At 70.1% G+C, this 14293-nt stretch carries 17 protein-coding genes; 12 read left to right on the top strand and 5 right to left on the bottom strand.

The window, feature by feature from the left end; genetic code table 11:
* The first annotated feature begins 127 nt into the window (after window positions 1-127).
* From LH076_RS04585 to LH076_RS04550, 8 genes are all read left to right on the top strand, one after another.
* On the top strand, window positions 128-1120 hold the full coding sequence (locus tag LH076_RS04585; protein ID WP_227782821.1) for an ABC transporter substrate-binding protein: 993 nt from the start codon (window positions 128-130) through the stop codon (window positions 1118-1120).
* Window positions 1117-1980, top strand: a complete 864-nt coding sequence (locus LH076_RS04580; RefSeq protein ID WP_227782820.1) for an ABC transporter permease — start codon at window positions 1117-1119, stop codon at window positions 1978-1980. The genes LH076_RS04585 and LH076_RS04580 overlap by 4 nt, the downstream gene beginning before the upstream one ends.
* Window positions 1977-2756, top strand: a complete 780-nt coding sequence (locus LH076_RS04575; RefSeq protein ID WP_227782819.1) for an ABC transporter permease — start codon at window positions 1977-1979, stop codon at window positions 2754-2756. Before LH076_RS04580 ends, LH076_RS04575 begins: the two co-directional genes overlap by 4 nt.
* Window positions 2756-3592 (top strand): ABC transporter ATP-binding protein, encoded by an 837-nt coding sequence (locus tag LH076_RS04570; RefSeq protein ID WP_227782818.1) that lies wholly within the window; start codon window positions 2756-2758, stop codon window positions 3590-3592. The genes LH076_RS04575 and LH076_RS04570 overlap by 1 nt, the downstream gene beginning before the upstream one ends.
* Window positions 3589-3999, top strand: coding sequence for a heme-binding protein (locus LH076_RS04565; RefSeq protein WP_227782817.1), 411 nt, complete (start codon window positions 3589-3591; stop codon window positions 3997-3999). Before LH076_RS04570 ends, LH076_RS04565 begins: the two co-directional genes overlap by 4 nt.
* Complete coding sequence (locus LH076_RS04560) at window positions 3996-5180, top strand: flavin reductase family protein (RefSeq protein ID WP_227782816.1); 1185 nt, start codon at window positions 3996-3998, stop codon at window positions 5178-5180. The genes LH076_RS04565 and LH076_RS04560 overlap by 4 nt, the downstream gene beginning before the upstream one ends.
* A 141-nt stretch (window positions 5181-5321) precedes the next feature.
* The gene (locus LH076_RS04555) at window positions 5322-6065 is read left to right on the top strand and encodes an IclR family transcriptional regulator (RefSeq protein WP_227782815.1); all 744 of its coding nucleotides are present in this window, start codon (window positions 5322-5324) and stop codon (window positions 6063-6065) included.
* 6 nt (window positions 6066-6071) lie between these two features.
* Window positions 6072-6791, top strand: coding sequence for an IclR family transcriptional regulator (locus LH076_RS04550; RefSeq protein WP_227782814.1), 720 nt, complete (start codon window positions 6072-6074; stop codon window positions 6789-6791).
* 19 nt (window positions 6792-6810) lie between these two features.
* On the opposite strand, the gene LH076_RS04545 is transcribed toward LH076_RS04550, so the two are convergent.
* Entirely contained in the window at window positions 6811-7251 is a 441-nt protein-coding gene (locus LH076_RS04545; protein WP_227782813.1) for a hypothetical protein, read from the bottom strand.
* A 71-nt stretch (window positions 7252-7322) separates the two neighbouring features.
* On the opposite strand from LH076_RS04545, the gene LH076_RS04540 reads away from it, so the two are divergent.
* Entirely contained in the window at window positions 7323-8180 is an 858-nt protein-coding gene (locus tag LH076_RS04540; RefSeq protein ID WP_227782812.1) for a diacylglycerol/lipid kinase family protein, read from the top strand.
* A gap of 68 nt (window positions 8181-8248) precedes the next feature.
* Entirely contained in the window at window positions 8249-8518 is a 270-nt protein-coding gene (locus LH076_RS04535) for a mycoredoxin (protein WP_227782811.1), read from the top strand.
* 20 nt (window positions 8519-8538) lie between these two features.
* Here the strand turns inward: LH076_RS04535 and LH076_RS04530 are convergent, their stop codons facing one another.
* From LH076_RS04530 to LH076_RS04520, 3 genes are read right to left on the bottom strand one after another with little or no spacing between them, the layout of a single operon-like run.
* Complete coding sequence (locus LH076_RS04530; protein WP_227782810.1) at window positions 8539-8931, bottom strand: YybH family protein; 393 nt, start codon at window positions 8929-8931, stop codon at window positions 8539-8541.
* Window positions 8928-9902 carry an agmatinase gene (gene speB, locus LH076_RS04525; protein ID WP_227782809.1) on the bottom strand — a complete coding sequence of 325 codons (975 nt, stop codon included), beginning with the start codon at window positions 9900-9902 and terminating at the stop codon, window positions 8928-8930. The genes LH076_RS04530 and speB overlap by 4 nt, the downstream gene beginning before the upstream one ends.
* Window positions 9899-11359, bottom strand: a complete 1461-nt coding sequence (locus LH076_RS04520) for a purine-cytosine permease family protein (protein WP_227782808.1) — start codon at window positions 11357-11359, stop codon at window positions 9899-9901. The genes speB and LH076_RS04520 overlap by 4 nt, the downstream gene beginning before the upstream one ends.
* Window positions 11360-11543: 184 nt before the next feature.
* On the opposite strand from LH076_RS04520, the gene LH076_RS04515 reads away from it, so the two are divergent.
* Window positions 11544-12125, top strand: coding sequence for a helix-turn-helix domain-containing protein (locus LH076_RS04515; RefSeq protein WP_227782807.1), 582 nt, complete (start codon window positions 11544-11546; stop codon window positions 12123-12125).
* Between the two features lie 11 nt (window positions 12126-12136).
* Here LH076_RS04515 and nudC read toward each other — a convergent pair whose 3' ends face one another.
* Window positions 12137-13027 carry an NAD(+) diphosphatase gene (nudC, locus tag LH076_RS04510; RefSeq protein WP_227782806.1) on the bottom strand — a complete coding sequence of 297 codons (891 nt, stop codon included), beginning with the start codon at window positions 13025-13027 and terminating at the stop codon, window positions 12137-12139.
* Between the two features lie 56 nt (window positions 13028-13083).
* Between nudC and LH076_RS04505 the strand changes: the two genes are divergently transcribed.
* A complete protein-coding gene (locus tag LH076_RS04505) occupies window positions 13084-14220 on the top strand; it encodes an NAD(P)-binding domain-containing protein (RefSeq protein ID WP_227782805.1) in 1137 nt (378 codons plus the stop codon).
* Window positions 14221-14293 lie beyond the last annotated feature (73 nt).

The raw sequence follows: 14293 nt of genomic DNA, 5'->3' as shown, positions 1-14293 counted from the left end.
CGGGAGCCCCGGAACCGAGTGATTTGCCTCACTGGCCGGAATTGGTGATGACGGCCGCTCGGACGGCCCGTGTGATGGAGCCAACACCGGATCGAACCGGTACTGCCCCGGCACTTCAAGGAGAACCATGTCCAGTCACCGCAGTTCCCGACGCATCGCCCTCGCGGCGATCGCTGCTGCTGCCCTCACCTCCCTCACCGCATGCGGCGGCGGCTCGGGCGCGGCCGGCGGCAAGGAGTTCACCGGCGACACGATCAAGATCGGCGTCTTCCCCAGCTTCAACGGGCTGGACGCGCAGGCCCCCGAGGTCGCCAAGGCGCTCGAGGCCGACGGCAAGAAGGTCGAGTTCGTCACCATCGCGACTCCCGCTGAGGCCGCCCCGCAGCTCATCGGCGGCAAGCTGCAGTTCGCCCTCATGGACATGACCACCCCGCTCGTCGCCGCGTCGCAGGGCACGAAGTTCACCATGGTCGCTCCCGGTGCCGTGGGCACCGACCCGAACTCGGACGGCTGGTCCACCTCCACGCTCTGGGTGAAGAAGGACTCCCCCATCAAGTCCTTCAAGGACCTCGAGGGCAAGAAGTTCGGCGTCCCGGCGCTCAACAGCCAGCTGTGGCTGGACCTGCGCACTGCCGTCGACGAGGCGGGCGGTGACTCCTCCAAGATCCAGTGGGTCGAGACCGGCCGCACCGGCCCCGACCAGCTGAAGGCCGGCAACGTCGACGCCACCGTCGTCTCGGAGCCCAACGGCACCGCGATGAAGAAGGACCCGACCGTCCGCTTCATCGGCAGCTACGCCCAGGCCGGCGGGGACCTCGCCTACGCGTTCGTCTCGACCCAGCAGTTCGCGAAGAGCAACGCCGCCCTGGTCGGCGACTTCGAGGACGCGATCATCGCGGGCAACAAGGCGGTCAACGCACTCGACACCGCCGGCAAGGCAGCCCTGGCCGCCAAGGTCATCCCGGACATCCCGTCGGAGCTGCTCCAGGCCGCGGTCTACCCTGAGTTCGCGGAGACCCCCGTGACCGACGACAACGTCACGTTCGCGGTCGACCGGATGAAGAAGTACGGCATGCTCGACGGCTCTGCCGGCATCACCCCGGCGGACATGCTGCCGTGAGTATCGCCACCCTCGGCGAGACCGCCACCCGGCCGGGAGCCACTCCCGGCCGGGGGGCGGCCCCCGCCGCGGCCCGCTCCAGCGCACGGGCCCGGCTGGTGTCCTTCGCCCAGAAGCTCGGCGCTCTGGTCGTCGTCCTCGCGGTGTGGACGTGGTTCGCGAAGGGACCGGGCTCGAGCGCCGGCTTCCCGACGCCGCTCCTCACCCTGCAGACCGCGTTCGACCTGGTGCCGACCAGTGACTTCTGGGGCGCCGTGGTCAGCACCGTCATCACTGCGGTCTCCGGATTCCTGATCTCTGTGATCGTCGGGATCCCACTCGGCTTCCTGATCGGGTCGAGCCGCCGCACGATGCTCAGCACCAACTTCCTCGTCGACTTCGGCCGCACGATCCCCGGCACCGCGGTGATCCCGATCCTGCTGCTCGAGTTCGGCAACACCCGGACCATGGCGATCGGCCTGGTCGTCTTCGGTGCGGTCTGGCCGCTCATCATCCAGGCGACGTACGCCGTGCAGCAGGCCAGCTCCCAGCTGCGGCAGGTCGCGAAGGCGTTCCGGCTCAGCCCGGTCGAGCGGTTCCGCTTCGTCTTCGCGCCCTCGTCGCTGCCGTTCCTCATGACCGGCCTGCGCATCGCCGCGACCGTCAGTCTGATCCTCGCGGTGACCGCCGAGTACTTCGGGCAGACCGGCGGCATCGGCCTCGCGCTCTTCCGCATGTACGAGGCGCACGCGCCCGAGAAGCTCTTCGTCTACATGTTCGCCGCCGCGCTCCTCGGTGTGCTGCTGAACATCCTGCTCGTCACCGTCCAGCGCCGTGCGCTGTGGTGGCACCCCTCCGAACGAGACAAGGTGCGCCGATGATCCGCTACGTCCGCCTCGTGAGCTGGGAGATCTGGCTCCCCATCGTGCTGCTGGTCGCGTGGTGGTTCGCCAGCGCCAACAGCATCAACCCCTACTTCCCGCCGCTGCAGACGATCCTCGAGCGGTGCAAGGAGATCTGGATCTGGGACGGCTTCCACACCGACATCGTTCCCAGCCTGCGACGCCTCGCGATCGGCTTCGGTGCGGCATGCGTGGTCGGCACGGCGCTCGGCGTCCTGCTCGGCACGGTGCACTGGCTCGACAACGCCACCCGGCCCTACGTGGAGCTGATGCGTGCCACGCCCGGCGTCGCCCTGATGCCGGTCATCATGCTGGTGCTCGGCCTGGGTGACTCCTTCAAGACCTTCACCATCGCGATGGTCTGCACCTGGCCGATCCTGCTCAACGCCGTCGACGGTGTGCGCTCGGTCGAGCCACTGCTCAAGGACGTCGCCACCAGTTACCGGCTGAGTCTGCGCGACCGGATCCGCTACATCATCCTGCCGAACGCGGCACCCCAGGTGTTCGCCGGCGCGAGGACCGCGCTCGCCATCGGCATCGTCGCCATGACCGTCACGGAGATGGTCGGCGACCCGGGCGGTGTCGGCAGCTTCACACTGCTCGCCTACCGCTCCTTCCGCTTCGCGGACATGTGGGCCGGGATCATCGCGCTCGGGATCCTCGGCTACATCCTCAGCAAGCTCTTCACCCTGGTCGAGAACCGTGTCCTCGGATGGCACAAGGGAATGACCGCCCACAACCTTGGAGGAAAGTGATGAACCAGCAGGAGAACGCGATCCTCGAGGTCGAGGGGCTGGGCCACGCCTACGGCCCACGGCAGATCTGGGAGCGCCTCGACTTCAGCGTCGGCAAGGGCGAGTTCGTCTGCATCGTCGGCCCGTCCGGCGTCGGCAAGACGACCCTCCTGCAGTGCCTGACCGGCCTCCAGCGGCCGACCCAGGGCCAGGTCCGCTTCGACGCCCAGGTCGTCAACGGGACGCCGAAGGGGATGGCGATCGTCTTCCAGGACTACAGCCGCTCCCTGATGCCGTGGCTCTCGGTGATCGACAACGTGATGCTGCCGCTGCGCTCCGCCGGCGTCGCGAAGAAGGAGCGCAAGCAGATCGCCACCGACGCGCTGGAGAAGGTCGGCCTCGTCGACTTCTGCGGCTCCTACCCCTGGCAGCTCTCCGGCGGCATGCAGCAGCGCGTGGCCATCGCCCGCGCGCTCGCCTTCAACCCGAAGGTCATCGTCATGGACGAGCCGTTCGCCTCGGTCGACGCCCAGACACGCTCCGACCTGGAGGACCTCGTCCTCAAGGTGCGTGACGAGCTCGGCATCACCGTGCTGCTCGTGACCCACGACATCGACGAGGCCGTCTACCTCGCCGACACCGTCCTCGTGCTGTCGGGCAAGCCGGCGACCATCGCCGCGCTGATCCCCGTCGACCTGCCCACGCCGCGTGACCAGCTGAGCACCAAGTCCGAGCACCGGTTCGCCGAACTGCGCTCGGAGGTCTACCAGCTGATCCGCAAGCCGGCGGAGGTCGTCACGGTCGACGCACCCGAGGGCAACGCCACGGCCGTGGTCGAGGCCGGCGCACCGCGATGACCCTCGAGCACGACGACGCGGTGCGAGTGGCGTCCGCCGCTCGGACTGCAGCCGCGGAGGCCGGCCAGACCGGTGCCGTGGCCGTCGTCGACGCGTACGGCGACGACCTGGTCGTCCTGCGCGATCACTCGGCCTCGTGGTTCACCGCAGCCGCGGCCCGCGCGAAGGCTCGGACGTCGGCCCGCTTCGGCCGGCCGTGCGTCGAGCTGACGGGACTGGCCGAGACCTGGCCAGAGGTCTTCGACATCGCCTCGGACGAGCTCGCCTGGCGGCCGGTGACGCTCGACGGCGGCGTACCGATCCGGCGCGGCGGTGTCGTGGTCGGTGCCGTCGGGGTGAGCGGAGGCCCACCCGAGATCGATCGACGCTGCGCCGATGCAGCCGTCGCCAGCCTGGAGGAATCATGAGCAGTCCGTTCACATCCGCCGAGTTCCGCGAGACGCTCGGCCACTACCCCACCGGCGTCGCGGTCGTCACGGGCATCGCCTCCGACGGCACCCCGGCCGGCATGGTCGTCGGGTCGTTCACCTCGGTGTCGCTGGACCCGCCGCTGGTGGCCTTCCTCCCGACCAAGGACTCGGGCAGCTGGGCCCGTCTGTCCACGGCCGAACGCTTCTGCGTCAACGTGCTCGCCGCGGACCAGGAGGACCTGTGCCGACGCTTCGCGTCCCGCATCCCCGACAAGTTCGACGGTGTGGCATGGACGCCGGCGCCCGGCGGATCACCCGTGTTCGAGGAGTCCGTCGCCTGGATCGAGTGCAGCCACCACGACGTCGTGGACGGAGGTGACCACTGGATCGTGCTCGGTCGTGTGACCGACCTGAAGGTCAGCCGCCCCGCCCTCCCCCTGCTCTTCTTCCAGGGCGGCTACGGCCGGTTCTCACCGCCCTCCCTGGTCGCCCCGACCAGCCCCGAGATCATCACGGCGGTCCGACTGGCCGAGCTGGCGCGCGACCGCATCGAGACGCTCGCCCTCACCCACGGGGCGGACTGCTCGGTCCTCACCAAGAGCGGCAACGAGGTCTGCTTCGTCCTGACCGCCAACCACTCCCCGGTGACCTCGGGGATCTCCGTCGGCCACCGGATGCCGCTCGTCGCCCCGCTCGGAGCCGTCTACCTGACCGACAGCGACGGTCCCGAGGCCGAGGCCTGGCTCGCCTCGGCGTCCGGGCAGGACGAGGAGACGCTGGCGCTGCTGCGCCGCAACCTGGAGACCGTCGTCGAGCGCGGCTACTCGCTCTCGCTCACCTCGCCGGAGTCGACCGAGCGGATGTCGGTGATCCGGGAGTACTCCTCGGGCGGCGGCCTGCCCCAGCACGCCCGCACGCTGAAGAGCCTGATCGCGGACACCACCCGGCTCTACGAGCCTGAGATCACCGACGGCGAGCGGTACTCGCTGCACTCGATCGTCGTGCGGGTCCCCCAGCCGGCGGGCGCGCCGCCCATCGCCCTGCGCATGGGTGAGCTGCCCGCAGACGCCGACGCCTCCGTCGTGCGGCAGTGGGTCGCCGACGTGCAGGAGGTGGCGACGTACGCCGGCGAGCTGGCCGCGAGCACCTCGTGCGTGGAGGCCGCCCCCGCTCTCTGAGGGCCTCCGCCGAACCCGCGTCCGGCCTGCAGCAGCCGCTCCGACAGATTTGTCGGGGCGGCTGCTTGCATGTGACAGCCCTCACAACTATGGTGAATGCCGTTCTGAATAACTGAACCGCATTCCGATTCTGGAGACACCATGGCCACGGCGACCGCAGTAACCCTCGACAGCAAGCGCTCCGTCCTCGGACGCGTCCTCGACATCCTCGAGTGCTTCACGGGGACGACCGAGCAGTCGATCAGCAGCCTGTGTGACGAGACGGGGCTGCCGGCCGCGACGGTGCACCGCATGTTGGCCAACCTCGTCGAGTCGGGCGCGGTCGAGCGCGCCGGCCGTGGTCGTTACCGCCTCGGCCGCAGGCTGTGGCGCCTGGGCAAGGACGTGCCGAGCATCCGTGGCCTGCGCGACGCGGCCCGTCCGTGCCTCGTGGATCTGCGGGACCTCACCAGCGAGGTGGCACTCCTCGCCAGCCTCGACAGCCAGCGCCTGCTGGTCCTCGACGTGCTCGCGGGCCGGAGCGACCTCGAGGCATGGACCGCCCCGCGCGAGCTCCCCATCACTCACTCCGCGCCGGGCCTCGCCCTCCTGGCCAACATGCCGTACGACGAGGCACTGTCCTGGATCAACAAGCCGGTCGACGACTTCAAGGTGCGCCAGCAGTTCGGCGAGATCCGCCGCAACGGCGTCGCCGTGGCGCGGACCGGTGCCATGGTCTGGGTGAGCGCCCCCGTCTTCGACGAGAGCGGCAAGGCGTTCGCCGCCGTGACGAGCGTCGTGCCGGCCGACCGTCTGAACCTTCCCGCCATCACGCGGGTGGTCTCCGGCGCAGCCCGAGCCATCTCGCAGCGACTGCGCCAGCGCGCCACGGTCGGGATCGACTGAGTCCCGGTGTCCGTTCTCGCGAAGGTGGCCCAGGTCGTCGAGGTCCTGGTCTCGGCCGACGGCCCGATCAAGCTGGGCGACATGGCCGCCCAGGTCCAGCTGCCGAAGTCCTCGCTGCACCGTCTGCTCGCCGAGCTCGTCGAGCTCGGTCTCGCGCGCGGCCACGACGGCGCCTACCGACCGGGCTACCGCCTGGTCGAGTGGGGCCACGCCGCTGACCGGTCGCTCGGGATCAGGGCCGCTGCCGAACCGCTCATGCGCGACCTGGCCACACGCGCCGGCGAGAGCGTCCAACTCCATGTACCCGAGCGCGCGCACCGTGTCTGTGCCGTCTCGACGCCGGGGCCGAACACGCTCCAGCCACTGATGCTGCTGGGCACGGTGCTGCCCCTCGGGATCGGCGCCACCGGCAAGGTCCTTCTCGCCCACGCCCCCGATGAGGTGCAGAAGGAGGCGTGGGAGGAGGCCCCCGAACGCGCCCGGGCGCGTTGGCCCTCGGCCGAGGAGCTCGACGAGATCCGCGACCGCGGCTGGGCCATCTCGGTCTCGGAGATGGAGATCGGGCTCACCGCCGTCTCGGCGGCCGTACTCGGTCGCTCCGGCGCCGCGCTCGCAGCGCTGACGGTGGCTGGACCGAACACCCGGCTCACCGAGGAGCGCCAGAGCGAGATCCTGCCCGCGCTCCTGGACACGGCGCGCTCGCTCGCGCGCGCACTGTCCGGCTGAGGCTGGCTCCGGCTGGCCCTCAGTCGCAGTTGTCGCAGCGACCGGTGGCGGGCAGCTGCATCCAGCAGGTCGGGCAGAGCGCGACGGGCTTCTCCACCTGCGCCGGCGCTGAGGGCGCCTTCGGGCGCGCGGCACGCGGCGTGCCCGGCACGCGCTGGCGGGCCGACTTGAGCGTCTGGGCGGCGATGAGCTCGCGGCGGCTCACGGCCTTGAGCTCGAGGCGGGTCAGCAGGCTGGCGAGGTCGGCGGGCAGGTCGCCGCCGGTGAGGCGCTCCCCCGTCACCTTCTCGTACGCCGACAGCACGAGCACCCGGGCGTCGTACTGCTTCCCACGCTCGACCGCCATCACGTCCGCGCCGTCCGGATCGAGCTCATAGCGCTCGAGCACCTCGTCGTCCGTCGTGTAGTCGCGGATCGCGGCGAGCAGGTGGATCTTCGACAGGCGACCGAACTGAGGCACGTCCTCGATCGTAGGCGGCGCCCCGGCTCTCACACGAACTGGAGGGACCGCACGATGGCTAGGTTGTGGACGTGGACCTGCTCGTACTCGCCCGACCGGACGACGACCTCACCGAGCTCCTGCCGGTGCTGGAGGCACGAGCCGAGGTCACCCTCGCCCGTACGTCGACGGCCGACTCCCTCGCCGAGGCACTGACCGCAGCTCCGTCCGTGGTCGTCGTGGCGGGTGGCGACGGCACGATGCACGCCGTCATCTCCGCCCTCCATGATCTGGACCGTCTCGCCTCGACGACGGTCGGGTTGGTGCCGCTCGGGACCGGCAACGACTTCGCCCGCGGTGTCGGCATCCCGCTCGACCCTGCCGAGGCGGCCGCTGTCGTGCTGGCGGGCCGCACGTGCCCGATGGACGTGCTGCTCGACGACGTCGGCGGCCTCGTGGTCAACAGCGTGCACGCCGGCGCCGGCGCTGACGCGGCGAAGCGTGGTGAGTGGTGGAAGAAGCACCTGGGCAAGATCGGTTACCCGATCGGTGCGCTGCTGACGGCGCTCAGCCCGCCGACGCTGCGGCTGTCCGTCGACGTCGACGAGCGTGCGATGTACAGCGGCGGTGCCGACGTGCTCCAGGTCGCGATCGGCAACGGCCCCCAGGTCGGTGGCGGCACCTCGCTCGTCCCCACGGCTGATCCCTCCGACGGCCTGATCGACGTGATCGTCTCGACACCGGTCGGGCTCCTCCGTCACCTCGGCTACGCCCGCGACCTCGTTCTCGGCCGTCACCACCGGCGTGCCGACGTCGCCCATCAGCGCGGCCGGTCGGTCAGGGTCTCGGGCGAGGAGTTCTGGTGCAGCACGGACGGAGAGATCGAGGGGCCGATGCGACGCCGGACGTGGACGGTCTCGCCGTCGGCGTACCGGCTGCTGGTGCCGTGAACCGGCTCGTGGGAGCACATCTCCGGAGTCGTGGGGAATGGTCCGAGGGTGACGTAGGTTCTCCTGACATGAGCGAAGCGCAGAGTCCGAGTTCGTCCTTCGTGATGTACACGACCCCGTGGTGTGGCTACTGCCAGCGCCTCAAGGGTCAGCTGGGCAGGGAGGGGATCGTCTTCGAGGAGGTCAACATCGAGCAGGTCCCCGGCACGGCGGAGATCGTCGAGAAGGTCAACAACGGCAACCAGACGGTGCCGACCCTCGTGTACCCCGACGGCTCGGCGCAGACGAACCCGAGCGTTCTCCAGATCAAGGAGAAGCTCGCCTCGCTCGCGAGCTGACCCGCCCCGCCGGCGAGCCGTCAGGCCTCGGTCGGCGAGAGGTGCTCGTGCACGGCGACCCAGCCGGCATCGCCGCGATGGAAGACGATCGTCTCCCGCTCCCGGCTGGTGGAGGTCTCGCCACCGAGGCTCACGTCGGTCTCCACGGCGTGCGTGAAGATGGCGGTGCGCTCGTCCACGACGTGGACGGAACGATCGGTCGAGCGGCAGCCGAGCACGCGGAAGCCGTCCTCACTCTCCCACTGCCGCCACAACTGCTCCCACGCGGAACGTGAGTCGAGGCGCTGCGGATGGTTGTAGAAGATGAAGTCGGCATCCGCGTCGAAGCAGGCGAAGTACGCCGCCGCATCATGTCGTCCGAACGCCTCGACCAGGCGGTCGGCCGCCTCCAGCACCTCGGTCTCGGTGCTCATGCCGACGCTCCCAACGCCATCGCTGACAGGAGCTCGTAGCCCACGTGCGCGGCGGCGATGCCGGTGATCTGCGCGTGGTCATAGGCCGGGGCGACCTCGACGATGTCGGCGCCGACCAGGTTGAGGTCGGCGAAGCCGCGCAGGACCCCCAACAGTTCCCTGCTCAGCAGGCCACCCGCCTCCGGCGTGCCCGTGCCGGGTGCGAACGCCGGGTCGAGGACGTCGATGTCGACCGAGACGTAGACCGGTCGCTCACCCACGCGTGCCCGGATCCGGTCCACGATCCCCCGCACGCCGAGGTCGGGCACGTCCGTGGCGGCGACGATCTCGAAGCCGAGGTCCTTGTCGTCGCGCAGGTCGACCCGCCCGTACAGCGGCCCGCGCGTGCCCACGTGCAGGCAGGCCGAGGTGTCGAGCAGGCCCTCCTCGCTGGCCCTGCGGAACGGAGTCCCGTGCGTCACGGGAGCACCGAAGTAGGTGTCCCAGGTGTCGAGGTGCGCGTCGAAGTGGACCACCGCGATCGGGCCGTGACGCCGTGACAGCGAGCGCAGCAGCGGTAGCGCGATCGTGTGGTCCCCGCCGAGGGTGAGGAGCCGCCCGGCTCGCTCGGTCAGGGCGTCCGCACCGCGCTCGACCTGCTCGACCGCCTCCTGGATCGAGAAGGGGTTCGCGGCGATGTCACCGCAGTCCGCCACCTGGAGGGCGGCGAAGGGCGAGACGTCGGCCGCGGGGTTGTACGGACGCAGCAGGCGCGACGAGGCACGGATGTGCTCGGGGCCGAAACGGGCGCCTGGCCGGAAGCTGACGCCTGTGTCGAACGGGACGCCGACGACCGCGACGTCGATGTCGCCCACCTCGGCCGCCGTCGGCAGCAGGGCGAAGGTCGGCGGCCCCGCGAACCGCGGCATCACACTGGCGTCCATCGGGCCGACGTGGCCGCCCTCTTCGATCCGGGGAATGCCGGGTGTCACGCGAGATCCATCCTCTCGAGGGCAGCGAGCCTCTCATTGCTGGCCGCCTCGGCCGTCCTCTCCACGCTCAGGTCGAGGCCGCGCGTGAAGAGCAGGTAGGCGACCGACGTGACGGCGAGGCCCACGATCCAGGCGACGTCGATGCCGCTCATCCTACTGGCGAAGAAGCCGGTGTAGCTCCAGCCGCCCAACTCGGGAAGGACCATGAAGGGGATCTCGCACACGAAGCCGATGCCGTACGCCGCGAGGCCGCGCCAGGCCCAGGACCCGTAGATGCCACGCGGACGGAACAGCTCGGTGAGGGCATAGTGGCCGCGGCGGACGAAGAAGTAGTCGATGAGGTTGGTCGCCGTCCACGGGACGAGCAGGTAGAGCATCAGGGTCAGCGAGCTGAAGACGGTGCCGACGGCATCGCCACTGATGGTCTCGCCGATCAGGTACCAGATGACCGTCAGCGCGAGGATCGTCACGATCCGCGCGGTGCGGGTCGGCTTGATCGACTTGAAGGAGTCCACCGCGGTCAGGACCGACAGCGCGCCGCCGTACGCGTTCATGCCCATCGTGGCCATCAGCGCGAGCGCAGAGAGGAAGGCGACCACGTCGCCGAGGTGGCCGACGACGTTGTTGCCGGCCTGCAGCAGGCCCGCAAGGCCGTCCGAGGCGCCGAGTCGGATGGCGAGCCACGCACCGAGGGACATCAGCCAGAGGGCGGCGCCGGCGGCACCGAAGAACACCGACGCGATGACCGAGCCGGCCGGTGTCTTCGACGGCAGGTAACGGGAGTAGTCCGAGACATAGGGCGCGTAGGTGATGTTGTACGCCGCGGCGGCAGAGAACTGCGCCATGAACGCCACCCAGGTGAAGCCGAAGTGGGCCGTCGGCGCATGGCCGCCACCGGCGCCGATGATGACACCGACCGTGACGATCAGGGTCAGTGGCAGCGAGACGTAGAGGATCCACCGGAAGAAACGGTGCACCCAGTCGTGGCCGTAGATCGCCAGGAGGGCCGCGAGTACCGCCGCCACGACGGCGACGACCTGGGCGTTCCAGCCGTAGGCCGCGTTGAGTCCGGAGCCGAGCAGCACCTGGTCGGTGACGTTGAAGGCGACATAGGTGAAGAGCGTGGCGAAGAGCGGGATGATCACGCCCCGATAGCCGAACTGCGCCCTGGACTGGATCATCTGGGGCAGACCCATCTGCGGCCCTTGGGTCGCGTGAAAGGCCATGAAGAGCGTGCCGACCGCGAGGCCCAGCGCGGAGGCCACCACGGTCCAGCCGATCGAGAGCCCCAGGCCGGGACCGATGAAGCCGATCGGGATGGAGAAGTACTGGAAGTTGCCCAGGAACCACAGCGGCGCCTGGTGCCAGAGCTTGCCGTGGCGCTCCGTCTCGGGAACCCAGTCGATCGATCGTGCTTCGATCGCGGGTGGTCGCGGCGATGAGGGGATGGTCGTCATGTCGGCTCCTGGTCGAGATGCATGAGGCGAGTTGCCTCACGGTAAACATCAGATGCTCACAACGCAACCATTGTCATGTTTCGGATTCGACCTCGTCCCTGTTTCGACTGGGTCACAGACCAAGGGCGGGTGACGCGGTCGCTAGGGTGTCGGAGGCGGCAGCGGCGGCCTGAGGAGGGACCAGGTGACGGAAGAGAGTGAGACCACCGCCGGTCTCCGGATCGGGGCACGTCTGCGTGACGCACGGCTGCGGCAGGGCCTCACGATCGAGCACGTGGCACGGCTGAGCAACGTCACCAAGGGCTTCGTGAGTCGCCTCGAGCGCGACATGACCTCGCCGAGCGTGGCCACTCTGGTCGCGATCTGCTCGGTCCTCGCGCTGCCGGTGGGCGAGCTCTTCGCAGCGCCGAAGACCGACGTCGTACGCCGCGGTGAGGCGCCGCGCATCGAACTCACCGGGGACGGGGTCGACGAGCGACTACTCACGCCACCCGCCCAGTCGCGACTGCAGCTGGTGCACTCCACCGTCGAGCCGGCCGCGAGCGGTGGCGCAGAGCTCTACACGCTCAATGCCGAGCTCGAGGTCCTCCACGTCCTGCGCGGCCAGATCGCGGTCACCTTCGCCGATCACGAGGAGACCCTCGCCGCCGGCGACACCATGACCTTCTCCGGTCGCGAGCCACACACCTGGCGCAATCCGAGTGCGAGCCGGCCGGCCGAGGCCCTGTGGATCATCTCGCCGGCGTCGTGGGCGACCGGCAGCTGATCCTGCTCGCGCTACCAGCTGCCGGGCAGCGGCTGGCCGACCCAGCCCTCGATCAGTGAGCGACTGATCGAGACCTCGCCGGGCAGGAGCAGGTCACCGGCCTTGGCGCCGCGGAGCAGGTCCTCGCGGGTGAACCAGCGGGCCTCGTCCAGCTCCTCGGCGTCGGTGTTGATGTCGAGGTCGAGGGCCACACCGGTGAATCCCAGCATGAGGGAGGCGGGCAGCGGCCACGGCTGGTTGCCGACGTACTGCACCGCGCCGACCCGTACGCCGGCCTCCTCCGCGACCTCCCGACGGACTGCGTCCTCGAGCGACTCACCCGGCTCGCAGAAGCCGGCGAGCGTCGAGAAGCGACCGTCGGGCCACTCCCCCTTGCGACCCAGCAGCGCGACCTCGTCGGATGAGCCCGGCTCGCCGTGGGTGATCAGCATGATGACCGCCGGGTCCGACCGCGGGAACTGGACATGCCCGTCGCTGCAGGCGAGCTCGTGCCCGGAGGACTGCATCACGAGCGGGCCACCGCAACGCGGACAGAACCGGGTCGCCGCCAGCCACTCGGCCATGCCGATGGCGTGGAAGACCAGCGGCGCAAGGGCATCCGTCGCCCCGACGAGCTCGGGCAGGACCGACCGCAGCGGCAGCCAGCTGTCGTCGGCGTGGTCGCGGCTGACGATGACGGCGAAGTAGGCGCGGCCGTCACGCTCGCCGAGCAGGACCCGTCGGCCCTCGGGCGCCTCGGCCGGACTCAGCCAGGTCAGTGGCGACGAGATCCGGGTGCCGGCGACGACGAGCACGCGGGTCGACGGATCCAGCCATCGTTCGGCCTCCCAGTCGTCGTTGCCGCGCAGGTGTCCGAGACGGTCGTGGGCACCTTCGTGGAGGCGCTCGTGCGGCAACGTCACGCCTCCAAAGGTAGACCCGGGATGAATAAGTGGCGAGGGATCCGTGTTGTCCAGTCGTGCAGACGTGGGACTCCGTCGTGATCGGTGCCGGGCAGGCAGGACTCTCGGCGAGCCATCACCTGAAGCGTCGCGGGCTCTCGCATGTCGTGCTGGATGCCAACGCGGCGCCGGGCGGCGCATGGCAGCACCGGTGGGACGCGCTGACGATGCACGACGTGCACCGGATCGCAGAGCTCCCCGAGGCCGACGCGTTGCCGGAGTCCGATCTGCGTGCGAACGAGGCCGTGCCGGCGTACTTCGGCGCCTATGAGCGCGAGGAGCAGCTCCCGGTCGTACGTCCGGTGGAGGTCTCCGCCGTGCGCGACGTGGACGGCCTGCTCTCGGTGGAGGCACGCGACGGACGCCGATGGACGGCGCGGACGATCGTCAATGCCACCGGCACCTGGACGAAGCCCTACTGGCCCTACTACCCCGGCCGCGAGACCTTCCTCGGCGAGCAGCTGCACACCCACGGCTTCACCTCGCCGGACGCCTTCATCGGGAAGCGCGTGATCGTCGTCGGCGGTGGCGCCTCGGCCGTCCAGTTCCTCGGGCTGCTCGCTCCGGTGACCGACGTGCTCTGGGTGACGAGGCGGCCGCCGGTCTGGCGGACCGGCCGGTTCGACCCGGAGGCCGGCTCTGCTGCGGTGGCGCTGGTCGAGGATCGGGTACGTCGTGGTCTGGCGCCCGAGTCGGTCGTCACGGTCACCGGGCTGATGCTCCGGCCGCAGGAGGAGGCGGCCCGGCTGAGGGGTGTCTATGACCGGCGACTGCCGATGTTCGAGCGGATCGAGCCGGACGGGGTGCGCTGGGCCGACCCGCAGTTGTCGGGCACAGAGTTCGAGCCGGTCGACGTGATCCTCTGGGCGACCGGCTTCCGACCGGCGGTCTCGCACCTCGCCCCGCTGCACCTGCGCACCGCCGCCGGCGGCATCCAGCTCGACCGCCTGGGCACCACCGCAGTGGCCGATCCGCGCGTCCAGCTCGTCGGCTACGGCCCCAGCGCCTCGACGATCGGCGCGAACCGTGCCGGTCGCTTCGCCGCCCGCGGGGTCGCGGCCTGGCTCGACCGCCGTCCGGGACGAACTGACCCGGTCGCGGCGACGGGGCCGGGCGATGTCGTCCCGTACGCACGTGCGTCCGGGACGACCTGACCCGCATTCCGGGCAGCCGGTGGGCGGAGTCGTCCCGGACGTCGTGACTGCAGGCCATGGTCCGGGCGGAGTC

The sequence above is a fragment of the Nocardioides sp. Kera G14 genome (assembly GCF_020715565.1).
GTDB lineage: Bacteria > Actinomycetota > Actinomycetes > Propionibacteriales > Nocardioidaceae > Nocardioides.
The sequence above is the reverse complement of the archived record's forward strand: the minus strand, read 5'-3'. Positions and strand labels throughout refer to the sequence as shown.